This is a genomic window from Deinococcus marmoris DSM 12784 (assembly GCF_000701405.1).
Lineage (GTDB): Bacteria > Deinococcota > Deinococci > Deinococcales > Deinococcaceae > Deinococcus > Deinococcus marmoris.
The window spans coordinates 41,893-61,769 of the sequence record NZ_JNIV01000001.1 but is presented as its reverse complement, the minus strand read 5'-3'; the positions used below and the strand labels follow the sequence as shown (position 1 = coordinate 61,769).

Here is a 19,877-nt window from a genome sequence, read left to right as displayed (position 1 = left end):
AGAGGTTCGATTGCCCTCTCCGCCCCACCTTTTGCTGGAGTCCCCATGACCACACCGGAAACGACGCCCACCCCCACCTTTCACCAGAGCATGACCGCGCCGCTTCGGCGGGTGCTGGTCAAGCGGCCCGACAGCGCGTTTGCCGTCGATGATCCGGTGGCCTGGCACTACACCGCCCGCCCCGATCTGGCCGCCGCGCAGGCCGAACACGACGCCTTCACGGCCATCTTGCGGGGGGCCGGAGCCGAGGTGGTTTACCATGAGGTGGACCAGCCCATGCGGGCCGACTCGGTGTTCGTGTACGATCCGGCGCTGATCACCAACGACGGCGCGATTCTGCTGCAACTGGGCAAGGCGCTGCGCGAGGGTGAGGAGGCCGCGCTGGGCCAGCAGTTCGAGGCGCTGGGCATTCCCGTCATCGGACGGCTGACGGGGGAGCAGCGGGCCGAGGGCGGCGACATGTTCTGGCTGGATGACCGCACGCTGGCAGTGGGCCGGACCTTCCGCACCAACGAGGCGGGGGTGGCGGCCCTGCGCGCCCTGCTGGAGCCGCGCGGCGTGACGGTGCTGGCCTACGACATGCCGGTCTACGACGGGGCCGAGGCGTGCCTGCACCTGATGTCGGTGATCAGTCCGCTGGCCCCCGACGCCGCCGTGGTCTACCCGCGCCTGATGCCCGTGCCGCTGTGGCAGGAATTGCAGCGCCGGGACATGCGCCTGATCGAGATTCCCGACGCCGAATTCCCCACCCAGGCGTCCAACGTGCTGGCGTTGTCGCCCACCACCTGCCTGATGCTGGCGGGCAATCCGGTCACTCAACAGCGGCTGGAAGAGGCAGGCTTTACCGTTCACACCTACGTGGGCGAGGAACTGTCGCTGAAGGCCGAGGGCGGTCCCACCTGCCTGACCAAACCGCTGCTGCGCCGCGCCTGACCCCCTGACCGTTCGCCCTGCTACCCTGCCCCCATGCTGCTGATCCTCAACGGCCCCAACCTCAACCGCCTGGGCCTGCGCGAACCGGGCGTGTACGGCTCGCAGACCCTCGAAGACCTGGAGCGCCAGTGCGAGGCGTGGGGCGCGGAACTGGGCGAGGCCGTCACCTGCCGCCAGAGCAACTACGAGGGCCAGCTCCTGGAATGGATTCAGGAAGCGCAGGAGCAGGGTTTTTCTGGCATCGTGATCAATCCAGGGGCGCTGACGCACTACAGCTACGCCCTGCGCGACGCTATTTCGGGCCAGCCGCTCCCCGTGGTAGAGGTGCATATCAGCAACGTGGACGCCCGCGAGGAGTTCCGGCACAGGTCGGTGACGGCGGCGGTGTGTAAGGGCAAGATCAGCGGTCTGGGCTTTCTGGGCTACCGTCTGGGGATGGAATACCTGATCGAGGCGGAAGCGTGAGCTGGCAACCCTACGCCGCGAAGCCGGACAGCACCGTGACCGGAACGCTGCTCCAGTGGGAGGGTGTGGGCGACGACAAACACGCGGCCCGCACCGTGCTGGCGTGGCTGCCACCCTCCTATGACTCGCAGCCCGATAAACGCTATCCGGTGGTCTATTTCCACGACGGCCAGAACGTGTTCGATGCGGCCACCAGTTACAACATCAGCGAGTGGGGAGCCGACGAGACATTGACCGATCTGGCGGCGGATGGGCTGGAAGCCATCGCCATCGGCATTCCCAACGGCGACGAGCGGCGCTACCACGAGTACAGCCCGGTGCGTCATCCCAGCTTTCCGCCGGAAGTGGAAGGCGGCGGGGGCGGGGACGATTACCTCAGCTTTCTGATCGATACGGTCAAGCCGCTGGCCGACGACAACCTGCGAACCCTGCCGGACGCCGCGCACACATCGCTGATCGGCTCCAGCATGGGCGGATTGATCAGCCTGCACGCCCTGCTGACGCGCCCGGAGGTCTTCAGCGGCGCGGGCGTGATGAGTCCTGCTTTCTGGGCCTGCGCGGGCGAGGCGTTTGGGCGCGTGCGGAACAGTCCGCCCATTGCGGGCAGGGTCTGGATGGACATCGGCGGTAAGGAAGGCACCGATCACCCGGAGCAGCAGCAGGCGTACTGGGACGACGCCCACGCCATGCGTGACCTGCTGCTGGAAAAGGGCCTGGGCGAACGCCTGCGCTTCCAGGCGGACCCGGAAGGAATCCACAGAGAGACCGCGTGGAAGGTGCGGTTGCCGGGGGCTTTAAGGTTTTTGCTGGGCGGCGAATAGATGAGGCGGTGGCTGCTGGCCTGCGCCCTACTGGGCAGTTTGGCTGCTTGCGCGCCTGCCACGAGGCCAGCGCCGCAACAGTTTTCAGCCGTCACCGAGCTTCAGGGAGAACGGGTGGCCGTCGTCGTGACCAATCTGGGGCCTTCGGATCTGTGGATCAAGTCGAACGCCTGCCCCCGCGATGTGCTGGTCAGGATCAGCGAGAAGTTGCCCAACAGACTGCTTAAGAATTATGGCCGACTGTCTGCCGTCCCGGACATCTGCCCAGCCATTTACACACCGCCAGAACTGTGGCAAGTGGGTCAGACGCGGAGTGGAAGTCTGGCGAATGTTCGCCTGCCCGCCGGGACCTACACCATCAACGCCTGGGCCGAGCCGAAATTCGCGCTGGGTATGGACGGGGGGCCGTCGCAGGCGTTTCAAACTGTGAAGGTAGAGGCTCCTGAAGTGGTGCTGACCGTCCCTTGACCCCGGCGGCAATCTGAGCTTCCTCAATCCTCTCCCCAAAACACACAGAACCCGCTCCACCCAGTTGCTAGACTCCTACCCACAGTGAAACAGACGGAAGGACGGAGCGCCGCGAGACACCCAAGAGGAGGCGGGCCGTGAATCACGCTTACGTGGATGCCAGTTGGCATGAACTCCCGGACGGCTCCGGCGTGGGCGGCTGGGGGCTGGTGCTGCGGACACCGGGTAGCCTGCCGCAGCGTTTTCAGGGTCAACTGGAGGCCCCCGACAACAACGCCGCAGAGTTGCGCGCTGTGCTGGAGGCGGTGCGGCTGGCCCCAGCAGGCGAACCCCTGAGTGTGTTTACCGACAATCAGGCCGTGATCGCCGCCGTCTCACGCGGGCGCGGGGGCCAGCATCTGGGCGAACGGGCGCGCGAGGTGATGGACGAGGCCGAAACGCGCGGCGTGGTCCTGCGGGTGGGCTATCTGCCGCGCACGCGGCGGCACATGCTCTCGGCTCACAATCTGGCGAACGATGCGCGGCGCGGCAATGGCACACCGGGACTGAACTCCGCCCAGGCCGACGTGCTTATAGAGCAGCGCCCGGCCCTGACCGAGGCCCGCGTCAGCCTGCGTCGCAGCGGCGAGCGCGTCACGGCGCACGTCACGCTGGACCCCATGTCGGAGGTGCCGCCCAGCGCCCAGGCCCTGCTGGCGGCGGTGGAAATGGCCCAGCCCGGTGAATCGCTGCTGGTTCGCCGCGCCAGCAAGGTGGCCCAGGCGTTGTGGCAGCGCCCCGAACGCGCGCTGCGCCCCGCCGCCCAGGCCACCCTGCTCAGCGCCCGGCAGGCGGCGGAGGCTTCGGGCGTGCAGGTGGAATTCCTCGGAGTGGGGTGAAACGGGCGTGGGCGGCGATAAAAAGTCAGGGCGCGCGGGCCTGTCGGTCCACCGTCTTCCAGTGGCCTCTTCCTTCAGCCGCTAGACTGACCACATGACGGGGCCAAAGAAAGGATCACGGGGACGCGCCCCAAAGCGCAACACGGCGCAGGGACGCGGCGGAGCGACGCGCGACACGGTCAAACCTGCGCCACGCGAACGCACCACCTCACGCGGCAGTGAGGTAGAGACCGCAGGAAGCGGCAGGCCAGGAACCAGGACGGGAGCCAGAACAGGACCTGCAAAACCATCAGGCAGCCGGGCAACCCAGACGGAACGGCGGCCCGGCGGGGCAAGCGGGGCAAAAAGTGCCACCAATCCGGCGCGGCGCGGGCCGGGGGAGCGGGCGGCAGGCGAACGCAGCGCAGACAGCAGAGGCGAACGCAAGGAAGGCGCGGCGGGACGGACCTTCAAGCCTGCCCCCGGACGCAAACCGCCCCCCAAGCTGGGCCGCAAGCCCATGCCGGAGCTGAAGCGGGTGCAACTGGACGCGCCGCCGCCCGACACGGTCTTCAAGGACCGCGACGGCGAGAAGCTGACCTTTCCCGAGAGCAACCTCAAACGGGTGGCCGCTGCCGTGCTGACCGAGAAGAAAAAGGCGTGGCGCTACCGCCCCTTTCCCTTCCCGCTGTTCAGCGACAGCGGCAACGAGTCGGCTTTCCACTTCGACTTCTATGTCTACGACTACGAGGACAGCGTGATCCGCCTGATCATGGTGATCCCCTTCGAGTCGCGCGAGGTCTGGGACAAGGTGGGCCGGTTCAAGCGGCAGTACCCGATGTACGACTACGAACTGTGGACCCCCGAAAAGCTGGCCCGGCTGAGCGGCCCGCGCGGACGGCTGGAGTTCTAGAGCATCAGGCATAAAGAGACTGTCTTTATGACGAGCGAAGCGAGTAGATTTTGCCGGACAGGGCGGAGAATGGAGTCGCCGGAAGTCTCTTTTTCCGGTGACGTAATTCGGAGAACTGCTCTAGACCGCCCCGGCTCTCTCAAGAATGATTAAGGGGACCTGCAAATCGGCCTACAGATGCGGGGCTTCAGTTCTGGTAGCGTTTCCACAAGGGGGTAGAGGGCAGATGCAACAAACTGTCCTCTCCCCTATTCTCTTGCTATTTGCGGGCCTGACCTCGTGACCACTGGAAAAGAAGTGACGTTCACAGGATTCAGACCCTTTCAAGGAGTTTCACGCGATATGCGAACCACCGAAAAGCCTCCCGTTACCATCCGAATGCGTCCCGGCACCCCCTACCCACTGGGGGCCACCTGGGACGGCAAGGGGACCAATTTCGCCCTGTACAGCGAGAACGCGGGCGGCGTGGAACTTTGCCTGTTCGACGATGCGGGCGTTGAAACCCGCCACCCATTGACCGAGCAGACCGCTTTTGTCTGGCACGGTTATCTGCCCAACATCGCGCCGGGGCAGAAGTACGGCTACCGGGTTCACGGCGAGTACGCCCCCGAACGCGGCCTGCGCTTCAACCCCAACGTTGTGTTGCTCGATCCCTACGCCAAGGCCCTGAGCGGCACCGAGGAGTTTGCCGAGGGCGTCTTCGGCTACGTGCCCGGCGGCGACGACCTGACCATGCAGACTGAGGAACAGCGCGGCGCACCGCTAGGCGTGGTCATCGATCCGGTGTTCAACTGGGTGGGCGACACCAAACCCAACGTCCCCTTTCACCAGTCCGTCATTTACGAGGCGCACGTCAAGGGCCTGACCATGACCCACCCGGACATTCCCGAGGCCCTGCGCGGCACCTACGCGGGCGTGGCGACAGGGCCGATGCTCGATTACCTCAAGGAACTGGGCATCACCGCCATCGAGTTCCTGCCGGTGCATCAGCATCTGGACGATCCGTTTTTGCTGGACAAGGGCCTGACCAACTACTGGGGCTACAGCACGCTGAGCTTCTTTGCGCCCGACGTGCGCTACTCCGCCGAGGCCCGCAAGGGCAACCCGTCCGGCGCAGTGGCCGAGTTCAAGAACATGGTCCGCGCCCTGCACGACGCCGGAATCGAGGTCATTCTGGACGTGGTGTACAACCACACCGCCGAAGGCAACCACATGGGGCCGACGCTGAGCTTCAAGGGCATCGACAACCCCACCTATTACCGTCTGGTGGCCGAGAACCCGCGCTTCTACTTCGACTACACCGGCACCGGCAACAGCCTGAACGTGCGCCACCCGCAAACGCTGCAACTGATCATGGACAGCCTGCGCTACTGGGTCACGGAAATGCGCGTGGACGGCTTCCGCTTCGATCTGGCCTCCACGCTGGCACGCGGGCTGCATGAAGTGGATCAACTGTCGGGCTTCTTCACCATCATCCACCAGGACCCGATCATCAGTCAGGTCAAGCTGATCGCCGAGCCGTGGGACGTGGGCGAGGGCGGCTATCAGGTGGGCAACTTCCCGGTCAACTGGGCCGAGTGGAACGGCATCTACCGCGACGACATGCGCGCCTTCTGGAAGGGCGAGGGCGGGCTGGCCTCCGAGATCGGCTATCGCCTGACCGGCAGCAGCGATCTGTACCAGAACGACGGACGCGCGCCGTATGCCTCCATCAACTTCGTGACCGCGCACGACGGCTTTACGCTGCGCGACAGCGTGACCTACGAACACAAGCACAACGACGCCAACGGCGAGGGCAACAACGACGGCCACAACCACAACATCAGTTGGAACTGCGGTGTGGAGGGCGAGACCGACGACGCGGCCATCAATGCCCTGCGCGGCCAGCAGCAGCGCAACTTCCTGGCCACGTTGCTGCTGGGCCAGGGCACCCCGATGATCCTGGGCGGCGACGAGATCGGGCGCACCCAGGACGGCAACAACAATGCCTACTGCCAGGACAACGAGATCAGTTGGTACGACTGGGACAACGTGGATGAGGAGTTGCTGGCCTTCACCAAAAAGGTGATTGCCCTTCGCAAGGCGCACCCGTCGTTGCACCGCCGAAAGTTCTTCTCCGGGCGCACCATCCGGGGCGAGGACATTCAGGATCTGGTGTGGCTGCGTTTCGACGGCCAGACCATGACCGACGCCGACTGGAGCAACAACCAGACCCAGAGCCTGGGCCTGTTTCTGGACGGCGACGGTCTGGACGACGTGGACGCCGAGGGCAACCCGCTGCAAGACGACGACCTGCTGCTGCTCCTGAGCAGTTCCTACGTGGACCTGCCCTTCCGCCTGCCCGATCTGGACAGTTGCGACACCTGGGAACTGCTGCTGGATACTTCCGACGACGGGGCCGAGGAACAGATCAAGACGGGCGAGGAAACCACGCTCAAGGCGCGCAGCGTCAAACTGTACCGTTGCGTGCGCGGCTAGCTTCACATCTATTTCAACCACTCGAAGGGACGCCCGGCGCGGAAAATGCGTGGGTGTCCCTTCGCACTTTTCTCATGGCAGGACGCACCTCAGCCTTTAACCTGAAATGTTAGCTGCCCGAATTCAAGGCAGCCTGGAAGGAGCAAGTTATGACCACCCCCTCACGAGACCTGACCGGGAACGCCCCGGCCCCTATCACTGCCCTGCCCCATGACGCCCCCGAAACCCGGCTGGGCGCGCACCTGTTGCCCGGCGGAGAACAGACGCGTTTCCGGGTCTGGACGACGACGGCCACGGCTGTTCAGGTCAAAGTGGACGGCACGCTGCACCCCATGACCCCTCTGGGCGACTGCTTTTTCGAGGCGGTTTTGCCCGTCGGCGCGGGCACACGCTACCTGTTCGTGCTGGACGGCACGGAAGTGCCCGATCCCTACGCCCGCTTCCTGCCAGACGGCGTACACGGCGAGGCCGAGGTGGACCATCCCGACACCTATCAGTGGCAGAACACCGACTGGAACGGTATTGCGCTGGACAAGTGCGTGTTCTATGAGCTGCACGTCGGCACCTTTACACCCGAAGGAACATACAGGGCCGCGCAGGAAAAGTTGCCGTACCTGAAGGAGCTGGGCATCACGGCCATTCAGATGATGCCGCTGGCCGCTTACGACGGCGAGCGCGGCTGGGGCTACGACGGCGTGGCAATGTACGCGCCGCACGCGCCCTACGGACGGCCCGAGGAGCTGATGGCCTTCATCGACGCCGCGCACGGGCTGGGTCTGGGCGTGTTGCTGGACGTGGTGTACAACCATTTTGGTCCGGCGGGCAATTATCTGCCCAGCTACAGCCCCAGCCACTTTACCGAGCGCTTTTCCAGCGCCTGGGGCATGGGCCTGGATTACGCCGAGGTCCACATGCGCCGCTACGTGACTGGCAACGCGCTGATGTGGCTCGACGAGTACCGCTTCGATGGCCTGCGCCTGGACGCCACCGCCGCCATGCAGGACGACAGCCCGCTGCATATCTTGCAGGAGCTGGCGTCGGAGGTTCATGAACTGGGGGGCACCCATCTGCTGCTGGCCGAGGACCACCGCAACATCCCGGAAGTGGTCACCGAACATGGTCTGGACGGCATCTGGGTGGACGACTTCCACCATGAAGTGCGCGTGACCCTGACCGGCGAACAGGAGGGCTATTACGGCGGCTTTCAGGGCAGCGCCGCCGAACTGGCGCAGGTGGTCAACCGGGGCTGGAAATACGAGGGCCAGTTCTGGTCCGTGACCGGCGAGGAACACGCGCGCGGCAGACCCGCCGACGCCCTGGAAGCGCCCAGCTTCGTGTATTGCATCCAGAACCATGACCAGATCGGCAACCGCGCCCTCGGGGACCGGCTTCAGCAGCATGCGAAGGTCAGCATTCAGCAGTTCCGGGGGGCGTCCACGCTGCTGCTGACGCTACCGATGACGCCACTGCTGTTCCAGGGGCAGGAATGGGCCGCCGGGACGCCGTTTCCGTTCTTCAGCGATCACGTCGGGGAACTGGGCCACCTGGTCACGGAGGGGCGCAAGAAGGAATTCGCGTATTTCAGCGACTTCGAGCATCTGGAAGTACCGGACCCACAGGCCCGCAGGACCTTCGAGAGCGCCAAGCTGGACTGGACCGAGAAGACTGCGGGCGAACACGCCCGGACGCTGGGCCTCTACAAAACCCTGCTCAAGCTGCGGAGTGAAGACCCGGTCCTGCAAAATCGCTCACGCCAGTATCTGAGTGCGGGCAGCGAGGGCGAGGTGCTGTGGGTGCGCCAGTGCAACCCGGCAGGTGAACGCCTGCTGCTGTGGAACGTGAGCAAGACAGAGGTGACGCTGGGCAGCCTGAGATTGCCCCACCCCCTGCCCACCCGCGTCGTTCTCCATTCCGAGCAGACCGACAGACCGCCCACCACCCTCACCTCCCTGCCCGTGGGCGAGGCTGTTCTGCTGGGGGACGTATGACCGCCATCAACCCACAACCCACAGCCCACAACCCACAGCCCACAACAACCCACATCCCCTCCTCCACCTACCGCCTGCAACTGAACAGGGATTTCAATTTCGCCGACGCGCGCAAGATCCTGCCGTATCTGGCGCGGCTGGGCGTCTCGGACGTGTACCTGTCCCCCATCTGGGCCAGCACGCCGGGCAGTCCGCACGGCTACGACGTGACCGATCACTCGGCGGTGAACCCGGAACTGGGCGGCGTGGCGGGCCTGCACAGGTTCTCGGCGCGCGCGCAGGAGCTGGGGCTGGGCGTCATCGTGGATTTCGTGCCCAACCACATGGGCATTCAGGGCGGCCACAACCCGTACTGGGAAGACGTGTTGATGCACGGGCAGGCCAGCCGCTACGCGCACTTTTTCGATATTTCGTGGCAGCCGCTCAAGCGCGCGCTGGAAGGGAAAGTGCTGCTGCCAGTGCTGGGCGATCAGTACGGGCGGGTGCTGGAGAACGGTGAGCTGGCGCTGGAACACGCCGGGGGCCGCTTCTTCGTGCGCTACTGGGAACGCAAGCTGCCCATGTCGCCGCGCAGCATTGGCACGGTGCTGGCGGCGGTGGGGCAACAGCTTCCGCGCGCCGCCGCCGAGAGCATCCGGGCGGAACTCGCCAGCCTGGCACGCAGCATGGAGAGCCTGCCCCGCAGCTCTTCCGACGCGCTGACCGACGTGGACCGCCTGGGCCGCGCGCAGGAACTGGAGGTCATGACCCGCCGCCTGCGGGCGCTGCTGGAAACCTCCAGTGAGGTGCAGACTGCGCTGGACGCCGCACTCGCTGCCATCAACGCCGATTCGGCCCAGCTCGATGCACTGATCAGTGAGCAGAATTACCGGCTGGCCTTCTGGAAGGTGGCCGCCGAGGAAATCAACTACCGCCGTTTCTTCGACATCAACGATCTGGCGGCGCTGCGGATGGAAGACCCGCGCGTCTTTGCCTGGGCGCACACCACCCTGTTCGGGCTGATCCGCGAGGGCGTCGTTCAGGGTGTGCGGCTGGACCACACTGATGGCCTGTACGATCCTGCCGGGTACTTTCAGGCGCTGCAAGCCGGAGCCGCCGAGGCGCTTGGCGTGGAGTGGAAACCCGGTGCGGACGGCCCGCTGCCGCTGTACGTGGTGGCCGAGAAGATCCTGGAGCCGGGGGAACACCTCCCGAACGACTGGGCGGTGGACGGGACCACGGGCTACGACTTCCTGGCCGAGCTGAACGGCGTTTTCGTGGATTCTACCCATGAGGACGAGATGGGGGCCATCTACCGCCGCTTCACCGGGGACCGCCTCAGCTACGGCGAGCACTTGTACCGGGGCAAGCAACTGATCCAGCGCGTCAGCCTGCCCGGCGAGGTCAACGTGCTGACCGAATCGCTGGAGCGGCTGGGCGAATCGGACCTGCGTTCGCGCGACTTTACCCTCTCGGCGCTAAGAAACGCCGTGCGCGAGGTGATCGCCACCTTCCCGGTGTACCGCACGTATCTGCGCGCCAACGGGGACCGCGAACCGGGCGACAATGCCAAGATCGCCAAAGCGGTGCGCGACGCCAAGATCCAGAACCGCCGCGAGGGCGGGCCACTGGACCCCAGCGTCTTCGATTACCTGGGTTCGGTGCTGACGATGGACGTGCCCGACGGAGCGGCGCGCGAGGCTTACGCCGACTTCGCCCTCAGCTTCCAGCAACTGACCGGCCCGGTGACGGCCAAGGGCGCGGAGGACACCGCCTTTTACCGCTACGCCCGCCTGATCTCGCTGAACGAGGTGGGCGGCGATCCGGCCCACTTCGGCACGCGCTTGAAGGACTTTCATAGGGCGGCGCAGGAGCGCTCACAGCGCTGGCCGCACGCCATGCTGTCGGGCAGCACCCACGACACCAAACGCGGCGAGGACACCCGCGCCCGCATCAGCGTGATCAGCGAGCTGCCGCAGGCGTGGGGGGCCTTCGTGCGCCGCTGGGCCGCCCCCATTCTGGAGCTGAGCCAGGAGCAGGAGCTGGGTCTGGCCCCCAGTCCGCTGGACTCCTACACCCTGCTGCAAACGGCGCTGGGGGCCTATCCGCTGTCCGGCGATCTGGATGATTTCCCGGACCGCCTGAGCGCCTACATGCTCAAGGCCAGCCGCGAGGCCAAGCTGCGGACCAGTTGGGCCGCCCCCGACGAGGAATACGAGGCGGCGATGGACCGATTCGTGCGCGGGTTGCTGGCCGACAGCGGCTTCGCTGGTGCGCTGCGCGATCTGCATACGCTGATCAGCCCTTACGGCGCGCAGAACGGCCTGAGTGCCACGCTGGCCCGCCTGACCGCCCCCGGCGTCCCTGACACCTATCAAGGGTCCGAGGGCTGGAACCAGAGTCTGGTGGACCCCGACAACCGCCGCCCGGTGGATTATCAGGGGCTGACCCGCCGCCTGACCCGGCTGGAAAAGGGCGTGGGTTTGCCGCTGGCCCGCAAACTGCTGGGGAGCTATGAGGACGGCAGCGTGAAAACGCTGGTCACCTGGGCCGCCCTGCAAACCCGCGCCGCCCACCCGGAACTGTTCCAGGCGGGGAGTTACCGCTCCATAGACGCTGGCCGTCACCTGCTGGCCTTTGCCCGCGAACACGAGGGCGAACTGGCGGTGACGGTTGCGCCGCGCCTGACGCTGACCCTGACCCGTCAGGCGGTTCCCTGGGCGCTGGGCGAAACGTGGGGCACGCGCCAGCTCACGCTGCCTGCCTCCGGCACGTTCGAGAATGTCCTGACCGGCGAACGCTTCAAGGTGCGCGGCGGCAAGATTCCGGTGGCAAAGGTGCTGGAAGACTTTCCGCTGGCGCTGCTGGTGAAACGCTGAGTTGCTCCAGCGCGTGGCAGGGCTACCGCAAAGGCGGCGTCACCGATCCAGAGGGCGGTAAGTTGGAAGGTGAAAAGATAACCCCTCAGTCGGCTTTGCCGCCAGCTTCCCTCAAAAGGGAGCCGAGGAACGCGACTGGCGCAGCAATTCCGCAACCCTTGCCTCCCTTCTAAGGGGAGGTGCCCCGAAGGGGCGGAGGGGTTAAACCGTGGGAGCCACCCCAGAACAAGCCCTACTTTCCCTCAAGCCTTCGCAGCCCGCTCTTCAACTCCCCCTTTTCCTGTAAACTGACGGGCTGACCCTGCCTCTGGCCTCTGCTGGAGAGAGGCGAGAGGACGGAGGAGAGCGCATGACTCAAACGGTAGATTCGCCCACAACTGTAGATAAACAAACAGTGGGCAAGCAAAATATGGCAAGCAGGAAAGTCGGTTTTATCAGCCTGGGTTGCCCCAAAGCCCTGGTGGACAGCGAGCGCATCCTGACCCAGCTCCGGGTGGAGGGCTATGAGGTGGCCGCCAGCTACGAGGGCGCGGACGCCGTGATCGTCAACACCTGCGGCTTTATCACCCCCGCCGTGGAGGAATCGCTAAGCGCCATCGGCGAGGCGCTGGAGGCCACGGGCCGCGTGATCGTCACCGGCTGCCTGGGCGAGCGCCCCGACAAGATTCTGGAACGCCACCCCAAAGTCGCTGCGATTACCGGCTCTGAGGCCGTGGACGACGTGATGAGGCATGTGCGCGAGCTGCTGCCCATTGAAACCGACGAGTTTACGGGGGTGCTGCCCGTCTCTCCGCCCGGAATGCGTCCCGAGCGCGAGGCCACCAAGCACGGCGACGTGTTCGCGCCCACCATCAAGCTGACGCCCCGGCATTACGCCTACGTCAAGATCGCCGAGGGCTGCAACCACACCTGCGCCTTTTGCATCATCCCCAAGCTGCGCGGCCTTCAAGTCTCGCGCGATGCGGGCGCGGTGCTGTACGAGTCCTTCCGCCTGATCGCGGGCGGCACCAAGGAACTGATGATCATTTCGCAGGACACCAGCGCCTACGGTGTGGACGTGCGTTACCGCGAGTCCGAGTTTCAGGGCGAACAGGTGCGCGCCCACCTGACCGATCTGGCCGTCAAGCTGGGCGAGATGGGCGCGTGGGTGCGGATGCACTACGTCTATCCGTACCCGCATGTGGACCGGATTGTGGAGCTGATGGCGCAGGGCAAGATCCTGCCGTATCTGGACGTGCCGCTGCAACACGCCTCGCCGCGCATCCTGAAGCTGATGCGGCGGCCCGGCGCGGGCAAGCAACTGGACACCATCCGGCGCTGGCGCGGCATCTGCCCCGAACTGACCATCCGCAGCACCTTTATCGTGGGCTTTCCCGGCGAAACCGAGGAAGAGTTTGGGGAACTGCTGACCTTTTTAGAGGATGCGAGGCTGGACCGTGTGGGCGCGTTTGCTTACTCGGACGTGGAGGAAGCCGACGCCAACGCCCTGCCGGACCCCGTGCCGGAGGACGTGAAGCAGGAGCGGCTGGCCCGCTTTATGGAAGTCGCCCAGCGCATCAGCACCGAGCGGCTGGCCGAGAAGGTGGGCCGCGTGATGGACGTGATCGTGGACGAATTCAACGACGACGAGGGCGACGCGCCGGGAACCCGCCTGATCGGGCGCACCAAGGGCGACGCGCCCGGCATTGACGGTCAGGTCTACCTGTTCGCGGGCGACTTCGCAGGCAAGGTGAAAATCGGTGACATCGTGCGCGCCCGGATTGAGGACAGCGACGAATACGATTTGTTCGGGGAAGTGGTGGAACAGCCTGAGTGGAAGCCGAACGTGCCGCAGTTGGGGCATTTCGGGGGGCATTGAGTCAGGGTTGGGAGAACCTTACATCTCCACTATTCTTTGACGGCTGTATTTATGAATCCAGCCGTCTTTGGGTCTTAACTCAGGTTCCAGCAACTCATAGATTTCGTAGACTGACACTTCAGAGTCGCCCAGATTTAATTTGATCTTGTACGCGTCAATCATCTCATCAAAGACTTGAAGCATGATTCCGATGGTTTCGTCCACGATGCATGGGAGTAGAGAATCTACGGCAACTCGTGACCTGTCGTCAATCTGCAAGTAGATGCTGTGGATAAATTGTGCGTACTCAGCACCGGACTTGCCTGTAAAGTAGCCATCAAAATTACTGATGGTGGCATCTCTGGCTCTGACGATTGAGCGCTCAAAGTATTCCGCTGCCGTATCTTGCATGGTTCAATCTACGCCCGGCACATACCGCCCCAGCAAGAACTCCACCACATCCTCCGCCTTATATCCCAAGGGCCAGGCGGCGATGTCGTTCAGGCTGTCGCCGCTGGTCATCAGCGAGTCTTCCACGTAGCCGCCCTTCTGCACCTGCGCGTATCCGGCGTCGGTCATCAGGGCGTTGCACAGGCATTTGCGGCCCACGGTGTCCTCAATCTTCCCGCCCTTGGACAGGTAGGCGTCCACGGGTTCGGCGGCGCAGCGCAGGCCCGTCTTGCCGTCCTCGCCCGCGTAGGCTTCGCGCAGATAGCCGATGTCGCACACGCGCGGGCGGGCCAGATACTGCTCCACGCGGGCCAGCGTATCGTCGACCTGCACCACCTTGAACGGAAACCCGGTGGGCGAGGCCAGCGGATCGGTGTAGACCTCCACGCCGCCGTCCTTGGTCAGCACATGCACCTGTTCGCGCAAGTCATTCCGCAGTCCGCTGTCGGCACAGTAGGCGAACAGCGTGCCTACCTGAATGCCCGCCGCGCCGCGTGCCAGCGCTTCCTGCAAGGCTTCGGGGGTGGCCCGGCTCCCGGCCAGCCAGAAGGGAAGGCCCAGCTTCTTCATCTCGTCCAGATCGGCGATGTCGCGCTCGCCGTAGATCGGCTGGCCGGATTCGTCAAAGGTGGGCGTGCCGCGCGGCGGGGCGTTGTGGCCCCCGGCGGTGGGGCCTTCAATGATAAAACCCTCCACCGAGCCGCTGGCCTTTTTCATCAGCACGCCCGCCAGAATGTGCGAGGTCACAATCGGGTAGAACTTCGGGCGCGGCAACTCGCGCCGCTCCAGCCCGTAGTCGGCGGGATCAAAGGTGAGGACAGCGGCGTCCCCGCCCTTCACGTCCAGCTTGATGGAGGCCTGCCCCCCTGCCGCGAAGGCGTCCAGCACACCGGGAATCTCGCGCGGAATGCCCGCGCCCATGATCACGGTGTCGGCCCCGGCCAGCATCGCGCCGTAGAGGGCGGGGACGGTGTGCAGTTGCAGCTTGGTCAGCAGGTTGACGCCCACCGGATTGTCGTGGCCTTCGCGGGCCAGAAAGACCTCCACGAAGCTGCCCATCACGCCCAGTTCCCACGCTGCGCCGTGCTTGGTCACGGTGGGCAGCGGCACGCGGCGGTAAGACTGACCGGGTTCGCGCCCCTCGGGCAGAAAGTACATCTTGATGACCTTCTCGGCACGTTCCTGGCTGGGATACGCGGCCAGGGCGCGGCGCACACCGCCATCCTTGTCTCCGTCCTGAAGGCGGCGCACCAGCACGTTATCAATGCCTGTGCAGGACACGATGCCCAGTTGCCCGATCTGGGACACGGCCTGCGCCAGCCCCCAGTGAGAGATGCCCACGCCCATGCCGCCCTGAATGATCTGCGGCAGTGGGGCGGTGATCTGGGCGGAGAGGGGAATATTCGGTTGGGTGTTGGAGGAAGTTTGCGTCATGTTCAGTTCAACCCTTTTGTTGAGAGAGACCGGACTGAAAGCAGCCGGGCGCGTTGGGGGAATCGGGCAGCCGGGGCGAGAAAGCAGGCACCGGCCAGATTCGAAAGTCCCTCAGTATCCCGCATCAGGTCTGAACGCTGCCCAAGTTGGAACGCAGTCAAAAGGTAGGCGGCGCTACGGAGGCGAACTGGGACGACTGGAAAAGGCCGTGCCAAGGTCTTTGCGGGCAGATTTGAGGGGCAGATTCGAGGTGGAAGGCCATTGTAAGGCCACGGCGCTTACACTTTTCCGGTGAGTATCGACGTCTTGCTGGTGGTCTTCGCGGGTCTGTTCGGCCTGCTGGTGGGGTCTTTTTCCAATGTGCTGATCTGGCGGCTGCCGCGCGGCGAGAACATCGCCTTTCCGCCCAGCCATTGCCCCCACTGTGACCACGCCCTTAGCCCGCGCGATCTGGTGCCGCTGTTCTCGTGGCTGTCACTGGGCGGCAAATGCCGCTACTGCCGCGCGCCGATCAAGACCCGCTACCCGATTATCGAGGCGCTGACCGGGCTGGGCTACGCTGGCATCGCCGTGCTGTTTCCCATCTTTATTTACGGCGCGGGCAGCCTGGGCCTGATGGTGCTGTTCACGCTGCTGCTGGTGGGCAGCGCCATTGATCTGGACACCTATACCATTCCCGACGAGCTGACGCTGCCGGGGGTAGCACTGGGATTGATCTTCGGCTTCTTTAACGGCAGGAACGCGGTGGAGGGCTTGCCCGATCTGGCGGGCGCGGTCAACGGGGCTTTGCTGGGCGCGGGATTGCTCGTTGCTATCAACCAGTTCGGCTCGTGGGTGATGCGGCGCTTCCGCGAGCGGCAGTATCCCGAATTCCCCATCGGTTTCCAGCAGATCAGCCTGGGCCTGCTGGCGGGCGCGTGGCTGGGGCCGTGGTGGGGCGCGGGCGTGGGCCTGCTGTCGGCGGCAGTGAATGCGGTCAGCCGCCGCGTGGTCCGCATTCCCGAACTGCTGACCCTGGGCGGCCTGCTCCTGAGCGTGGTGATCGGCAGCGCGGGCATCGGCCCCGGCCTGATCCTGATGGTGCAGGGTTCACTGGCGGCGGCGGGCGGCGTGTCTCTGGTGGCGGGCGTGTACTGGTGGGTCAAACACCGCCCCGGCGCTGCGGATGAGGCAGAGGACGACGGCGCAGATGAGCAGTACGACGCCAGCGCAATGGGCTTCGGGGACGTAAAACTGGCTGCCGTGATCGGCGCGTTCCTGGGCTGGGAGCGGTTGCTGGTGGCCCTGCTCGTGGCCGTCTTCGCCGGGGCGATCATTGGAGTCTTTCAACTGGCGCGCAAGCAGGAGAACCGCGTCAAATTCGGTCCCTTCCTGGCCTTCGGCGCGCTGGTGGCCCTGATCTGGGGCGCGGGCATTGTGGCGGGCTACCGGGGGATGCTGGGGCTGTAGGGCCTCTCCCCTATGCTAGCCGGGTCAGATCCATACTCGGCACGCCCGGCGACACCCACGGACTCCCACGAACGATAAACCGCCACGGCAGATTGCGCCCCTCCCTGATGCCCACGCGGGCGGTGATCTCCACCTCTTCATCAGGCAACGTCACAGGCGGCGCGAACAGATGCAGCGCGGCGCTGTCCACCGCCGTCCCCGTTACCTCGGCAGGTTTAATACCCAGCGCGTAAACCAGTTTGGCGGGGCCGTTGGTCAGGTCACGTTCGCGGGTCACGGGGCGGTGCGTCAGCATTTGTCCTTTGCCCTCCAGCGGCTCCAGCGCGCGGATCAGGACGCTGGCGGCGATGCCTTCCGGGCGGCAGGAGACCTGTAAAAGCGGATGCCCGTGCGTACTCCAGAACAGCCAGCGGCCCGCCATCACGGCCATCTCGGTGCTGCGGGCGGCATGAAAACGCCCGGCAGTGCAGGCCGGGTCACGGGGGCAGTCATAAGCCTCGGTTTCCACGATTCTGCCACTGAGGATTTCGCCGCCGGGCAGGACGTGAACCAGGGTGCCGCCCAGCAACTCGCGGGTCACCCGCACCGGATCGCGGTCAAAGAAGGCGGGAGGCAGAGGCGGAGTCATTTACTTCCGCATCATCCGCAGGCGGCGGAAAAGCTGGCCTTCCTGGTGGGTCACGGTGTCCTGAAGCTGGGCGGTGGTGACCTCTTCCACGGTGACGAACGCCTTGGGATACACCTGTTCAATGGCGCGGATAGCCTGCTTCATCTTCTTGCGGGCGATCACGCTGAACATGATCCTTACCTCTCCGTCGCGGCCCGAGGCGTTGACGGTGGTGACATAGAATCCGGCTTTGCGCAGCGCCTCCTGCACGTCGGGGGCGCTGACGGGAACGATGATTCGCAGCACCACCTTGCCCACTGCCAGCCAGCGTTCAATGTTCGCGCCCAGCATGGTGCCGGAAGCGTAGCCGCCTGCGTAGGCGATGAATTGCAGTGGGCTGTCCAGCGTGCTGAGGACTTTGGCGGCGGCCATCAGCCACACCAGCGATTCAAAGAAACTCAGCGCCCCCGCCGCCGTGCGTTTGCCCCGGATCAGCATCCCGATTCGCAGCGTGCCCAGCGACACGTCCACGATTCTGAGGGAAAAAATGAGCAGTGCGCCCAGCAGGGCGTCGGCAGTCAGAGCATCAAACACGCCCTTGAACCTAGGGGGGCGGGAAATGAGAATGGTCAGCGGTTGGAGGGGGAGGAGGGCTGCCGCCTGAGCTGGACCCGTGACGCAACAGGCTTCCTTTACTCAAATTCACTGGGGTAGCCAATTTCCCTGGTATCAGCCAGCACGCCACTCAGATCAGCGGCAGGGTTGACGCGGTTCACAAGTTCAGCAGTCAGTGGTGCAAACTCAAAAATGGCCTGAACGGCAACCTGTGAAAGATCAGCCTCAAAGTAATCGTTGGCCCAGGCAATGTATTGCGCCGATGAGCCGCTCAGGATCATCGGCAGCAATGAATCGGCTTTGGGAATCGGGACGGGTTGCAGGTCAAACCACTTCTGGCTGTCCAGACCGTACCAGGCAAGTTGACTGATCTCTCCCGCGCTGAAAGCTGGCTCACCGATGAAGGCAGTAAGCAGACCGGAGGAGAGAGGCGCAGCCTGTTCAGCGGCGCTCAGAAATTCACTTGTTTCAGAACATGGCTCCAGCTCGTGGAGAAATTGTTTGAACACGCATTCGCCGCCTCTGAACAGCATAAAATATTCATCGCCGCTACCATTGCGCCCTGACGCCATTTGAGATTCCTCATCCCAGGTGTTGTTGAAGGAGAAAAACCGCCCAGACCATTCCTCGCAGACAATGGCGTCCAGCATCGCCAGAGCCTGAGCGCGGCGTTTTAAAACGGCTGGAAATGGGTAGGAAGGATGCATCAGAATCACGCTCTACGCTACCCCATTCCGCAAAAGCCCACCCTCGTAAATGCGGCGGATCGTGGCCTCAATATCCGGTTCCCTGACCGTGATGTCGCGCACCGGGGCGTGGGCGGTCACGCGGGCAATCGGGGCGGCGGCGGGGCCAGTGAAGCCGTAGCGAACGCGCGGGCCGTCTGCGCCCAACAGCTCCAGACCCGGCACCTGCGGGTCAGTTGGCGCGGCCTCAAAATCCACCACCAGTTCGCGGGCGCTGCCGTAGCGGGCCTGCAAACTCGCCAGCGCGCCGTCGTACAGCAGGGAGCCGTGGTCAATGATCATCACGCGGCGGGCCAGCCGCTCCACGTCGCCCAGATCGTGGGTGGTCAGCAGCACCGTGACCTCGCGGATGGCGTTGATATGCCGGATAAATTCGCGGATGCGTTCCTTTGCCACCACGTCCAGGCCCACCGTCGGCTCGTCCAGAAACAGCAGTTCGGGATCGTGCAGCAGGGCGGCGGCGAGATCGGCCCGCATCCGCTGGCCCAGGCTCAGGGCGCGGGCCGGGGTGTTCAGGAATGGCCCCAGCTCCAGCAGTTCGGTAAAGTCGCGCAGGTTCTGGCGAAACCGGGCTTCGGGCACGCGGTAGATGTGGCGCAGGAGGTCCAGCGACTCGTGGACGGGCAGGTCCCACCACAGCGTCGTGCGCTGGCCGAACACCGCGCCCAGGCGTGCCACATGCGCCCGGCGGTCCTTCCACGGCACCAGACCGCCCACCTCCACCCGCCCACTGTCGGGGACCAGCAGCCCGGTCAGCACCTTGATGGTGGTGCTTTTGCCCGCGCCGTTCGGCCCCAGATAGCCCACGATCTCGCCGCGTTCAACGCTGAAGCTCACGTCTTTGACGGCTTCCATAACGACGCTGGAACCGCGCAATAGTCCGCCCTGGCGCACTCGGAAAGTTTTTTTGAGGTTGTGAACGGTGATCATGCACGCTCCTTTTGAAATGGGATATGGG

17 protein-coding genes are annotated in these 19,877 nt (G+C 64.7%); 11 read left to right on the top strand and 6 right to left on the bottom strand.

All coding sequences use genetic code 11. The features are described from left to right. Window positions 1-45 precede the first annotated feature (45 nt). The 10 genes from Q319_RS0100325 to rimO all read left to right on the top strand — a co-directional run bounded on the left by Q319_RS0100325 (window position 46) and on the right by rimO (window position 13,639). Window positions 46-933 carry a dimethylarginine dimethylaminohydrolase family protein gene (locus Q319_RS0100325; RefSeq protein WP_051654962.1) on the top strand — a complete coding sequence of 296 codons (888 nt, stop codon included), beginning with the start codon at window positions 46-48 and terminating at the stop codon, window positions 931-933. Between the two features lie 33 nt (window positions 934-966). Then, on the top strand, window positions 967-1,398 hold the full coding sequence (aroQ, locus tag Q319_RS0100320; RefSeq protein ID WP_029479724.1) for a type II 3-dehydroquinate dehydratase: 432 nt from the start codon (window positions 967-969) through the stop codon (window positions 1,396-1,398). After that, window positions 1,395-2,219 carry an alpha/beta hydrolase gene (locus tag Q319_RS0100315; RefSeq protein WP_029479723.1) on the top strand — a complete coding sequence of 275 codons (825 nt, stop codon included), beginning with the start codon at window positions 1,395-1,397 and terminating at the stop codon, window positions 2,217-2,219. Before aroQ ends, Q319_RS0100315 begins: the two co-directional genes overlap by 4 nt. Further along, window positions 2,220-2,687 carry a hypothetical protein gene (locus tag Q319_RS24100; RefSeq protein WP_034413121.1) on the top strand — a complete coding sequence of 156 codons (468 nt, stop codon included), beginning with the start codon at window positions 2,220-2,222 and terminating at the stop codon, window positions 2,685-2,687. Between the two features lie 137 nt (window positions 2,688-2,824). Beyond that, complete coding sequence (locus tag Q319_RS0100305; RefSeq protein WP_029479721.1) at window positions 2,825-3,565, top strand: RNase H family protein; 741 nt, start codon at window positions 2,825-2,827, stop codon at window positions 3,563-3,565. Window positions 3,566-3,659: 94 nt separating this feature from the next. Beyond that, window positions 3,660-4,457, top strand: coding sequence for a hypothetical protein (locus Q319_RS0100300; RefSeq protein WP_029479720.1), 798 nt, complete (start codon window positions 3,660-3,662; stop codon window positions 4,455-4,457). A 342-nt stretch (window positions 4,458-4,799) separates the two neighbouring features. Next, the gene (glgX, locus tag Q319_RS0100295) at window positions 4,800-6,935 is read left to right on the top strand and encodes a glycogen debranching protein GlgX (RefSeq protein WP_029479719.1); all 2,136 of its coding nucleotides are present in this window, start codon (window positions 4,800-4,802) and stop codon (window positions 6,933-6,935) included. A 149-nt stretch (window positions 6,936-7,084) separates the two neighbouring features. Beyond that, a complete protein-coding gene (treZ, locus tag Q319_RS0100290; protein WP_029479718.1) occupies window positions 7,085-8,923 on the top strand; it encodes a malto-oligosyltrehalose trehalohydrolase in 1,839 nt (612 codons plus the stop codon). Beyond that, window positions 8,920-11,781, top strand: coding sequence for a malto-oligosyltrehalose synthase (treY, locus tag Q319_RS0100285; protein ID WP_029479717.1), 2,862 nt, complete (start codon window positions 8,920-8,922; stop codon window positions 11,779-11,781). Before treZ ends, treY begins: the two co-directional genes overlap by 4 nt. 409 nt (window positions 11,782-12,190) lie before the next feature. Beyond that, on the top strand, window positions 12,191-13,639 hold the full coding sequence (gene rimO / locus Q319_RS0100280; protein WP_156039116.1) for a 30S ribosomal protein S12 methylthiotransferase RimO: 1,449 nt from the start codon (window positions 12,191-12,193) through the stop codon (window positions 13,637-13,639). A gap of 18 nt (window positions 13,640-13,657) precedes the next feature. On the opposite strand, the gene Q319_RS0100275 is transcribed toward rimO, so the two are convergent. Beyond that, complete coding sequence (locus tag Q319_RS0100275) at window positions 13,658-14,029, bottom strand: hypothetical protein (RefSeq protein ID WP_029479715.1); 372 nt, start codon at window positions 14,027-14,029, stop codon at window positions 13,658-13,660. Window positions 14,030-14,032: 3 nt separating this feature from the next. After that, on the bottom strand, window positions 14,033-15,502 hold the full coding sequence (locus Q319_RS0100270; protein WP_029479714.1) for a beta/alpha barrel domain-containing protein: 1,470 nt from the start codon (window positions 15,500-15,502) through the stop codon (window positions 14,033-14,035). Window positions 15,503-15,793: 291 nt separating this feature from the next. Here Q319_RS0100270 and Q319_RS0100265 point away from each other — a divergent pair, with 291 nt between their 5' ends. Next, window positions 15,794-16,951, top strand: a complete 1,158-nt coding sequence (locus Q319_RS0100265; protein WP_029479713.1) for a prepilin peptidase — start codon at window positions 15,794-15,796, stop codon at window positions 16,949-16,951. 10 nt (window positions 16,952-16,961) lie between these two features. Here Q319_RS0100265 and Q319_RS0100260 read toward each other — a convergent pair whose 3' ends face one another. The 4 genes from Q319_RS0100260 to Q319_RS0100245 form a co-directional block, all read right to left on the bottom strand. Further along, the gene (locus tag Q319_RS0100260; protein ID WP_029479712.1) at window positions 16,962-17,579 is read right to left on the bottom strand and encodes a DNA-3-methyladenine glycosylase; all 618 of its coding nucleotides are present in this window, start codon (window positions 17,577-17,579) and stop codon (window positions 16,962-16,964) included. Continuing rightward, window positions 17,580-18,152, bottom strand: coding sequence for a DUF2179 domain-containing protein (locus Q319_RS0100255; RefSeq protein ID WP_034413114.1), 573 nt, complete (start codon window positions 18,150-18,152; stop codon window positions 17,580-17,582). Window positions 18,153-18,250: 98 nt separating this feature from the next. Next, entirely contained in the window at window positions 18,251-18,823 is a 573-nt protein-coding gene (locus Q319_RS0100250; protein WP_029479710.1) for a hypothetical protein, read from the bottom strand. A 69-nt stretch (window positions 18,824-18,892) separates the two neighbouring features. Next, window positions 18,893-19,849, bottom strand: coding sequence for an ABC transporter ATP-binding protein (locus tag Q319_RS0100245; RefSeq protein ID WP_029479709.1), 957 nt, complete (start codon window positions 19,847-19,849; stop codon window positions 18,893-18,895). Between the last annotated feature and the right edge of the window lie 28 nt (window positions 19,850-19,877).

Coding starts and splice junctions, on each gene's coding strand:
- Q319_RS0100270 (WP_029479714.1), bottom strand. CDS start 15,502: ATGACGCAAACTTCCTCCAACACCCAACCGAATATTCCCCTCTCCGCC.
- aroQ (WP_029479724.1), top strand. CDS start 967: ATGCTGCTGATCCTCAACGGCCCCAACCTCAACCGCCTGGGCCTGCGC.
- glgX (WP_029479719.1), top strand. CDS start 4,800: ATGCGAACCACCGAAAAGCCTCCCGTTACCATCCGAATGCGTCCCGGC.
- rimO (WP_156039116.1), top strand. CDS start 12,191: ATGGCAAGCAGGAAAGTCGGTTTTATCAGCCTGGGTTGCCCCAAAGCC.
- Q319_RS0100300 (WP_029479720.1), top strand. CDS start 3,660: ATGACGGGGCCAAAGAAAGGATCACGGGGACGCGCCCCAAAGCGCAAC.
- treY (WP_029479717.1), top strand. CDS start 8,920: ATGACCGCCATCAACCCACAACCCACAGCCCACAACCCACAGCCCACA.
- Q319_RS24100 (WP_034413121.1), top strand. CDS start 2,220: ATGAGGCGGTGGCTGCTGGCCTGCGCCCTACTGGGCAGTTTGGCTGCT.
- treZ (WP_029479718.1), top strand. CDS start 7,085: ATGACCACCCCCTCACGAGACCTGACCGGGAACGCCCCGGCCCCTATC.
- Q319_RS0100325 (WP_051654962.1), top strand. CDS start 46: ATGACCACACCGGAAACGACGCCCACCCCCACCTTTCACCAGAGCATG.
- Q319_RS0100275 (WP_029479715.1), bottom strand. CDS start 14,029: ATGCAAGATACGGCAGCGGAATACTTTGAGCGCTCAATCGTCAGAGCC.
- Q319_RS0100260 (WP_029479712.1), bottom strand. CDS start 17,579: ATGACTCCGCCTCTGCCTCCCGCCTTCTTTGACCGCGATCCGGTGCGG.
- Q319_RS0100245 (WP_029479709.1), bottom strand. CDS start 19,849: ATGATCACCGTTCACAACCTCAAAAAAACTTTCCGAGTGCGCCAGGGC.
- Q319_RS0100250 (WP_029479710.1), bottom strand. CDS start 18,823: ATGCTGGACGCCATTGTCTGCGAGGAATGGTCTGGGCGGTTTTTCTCC.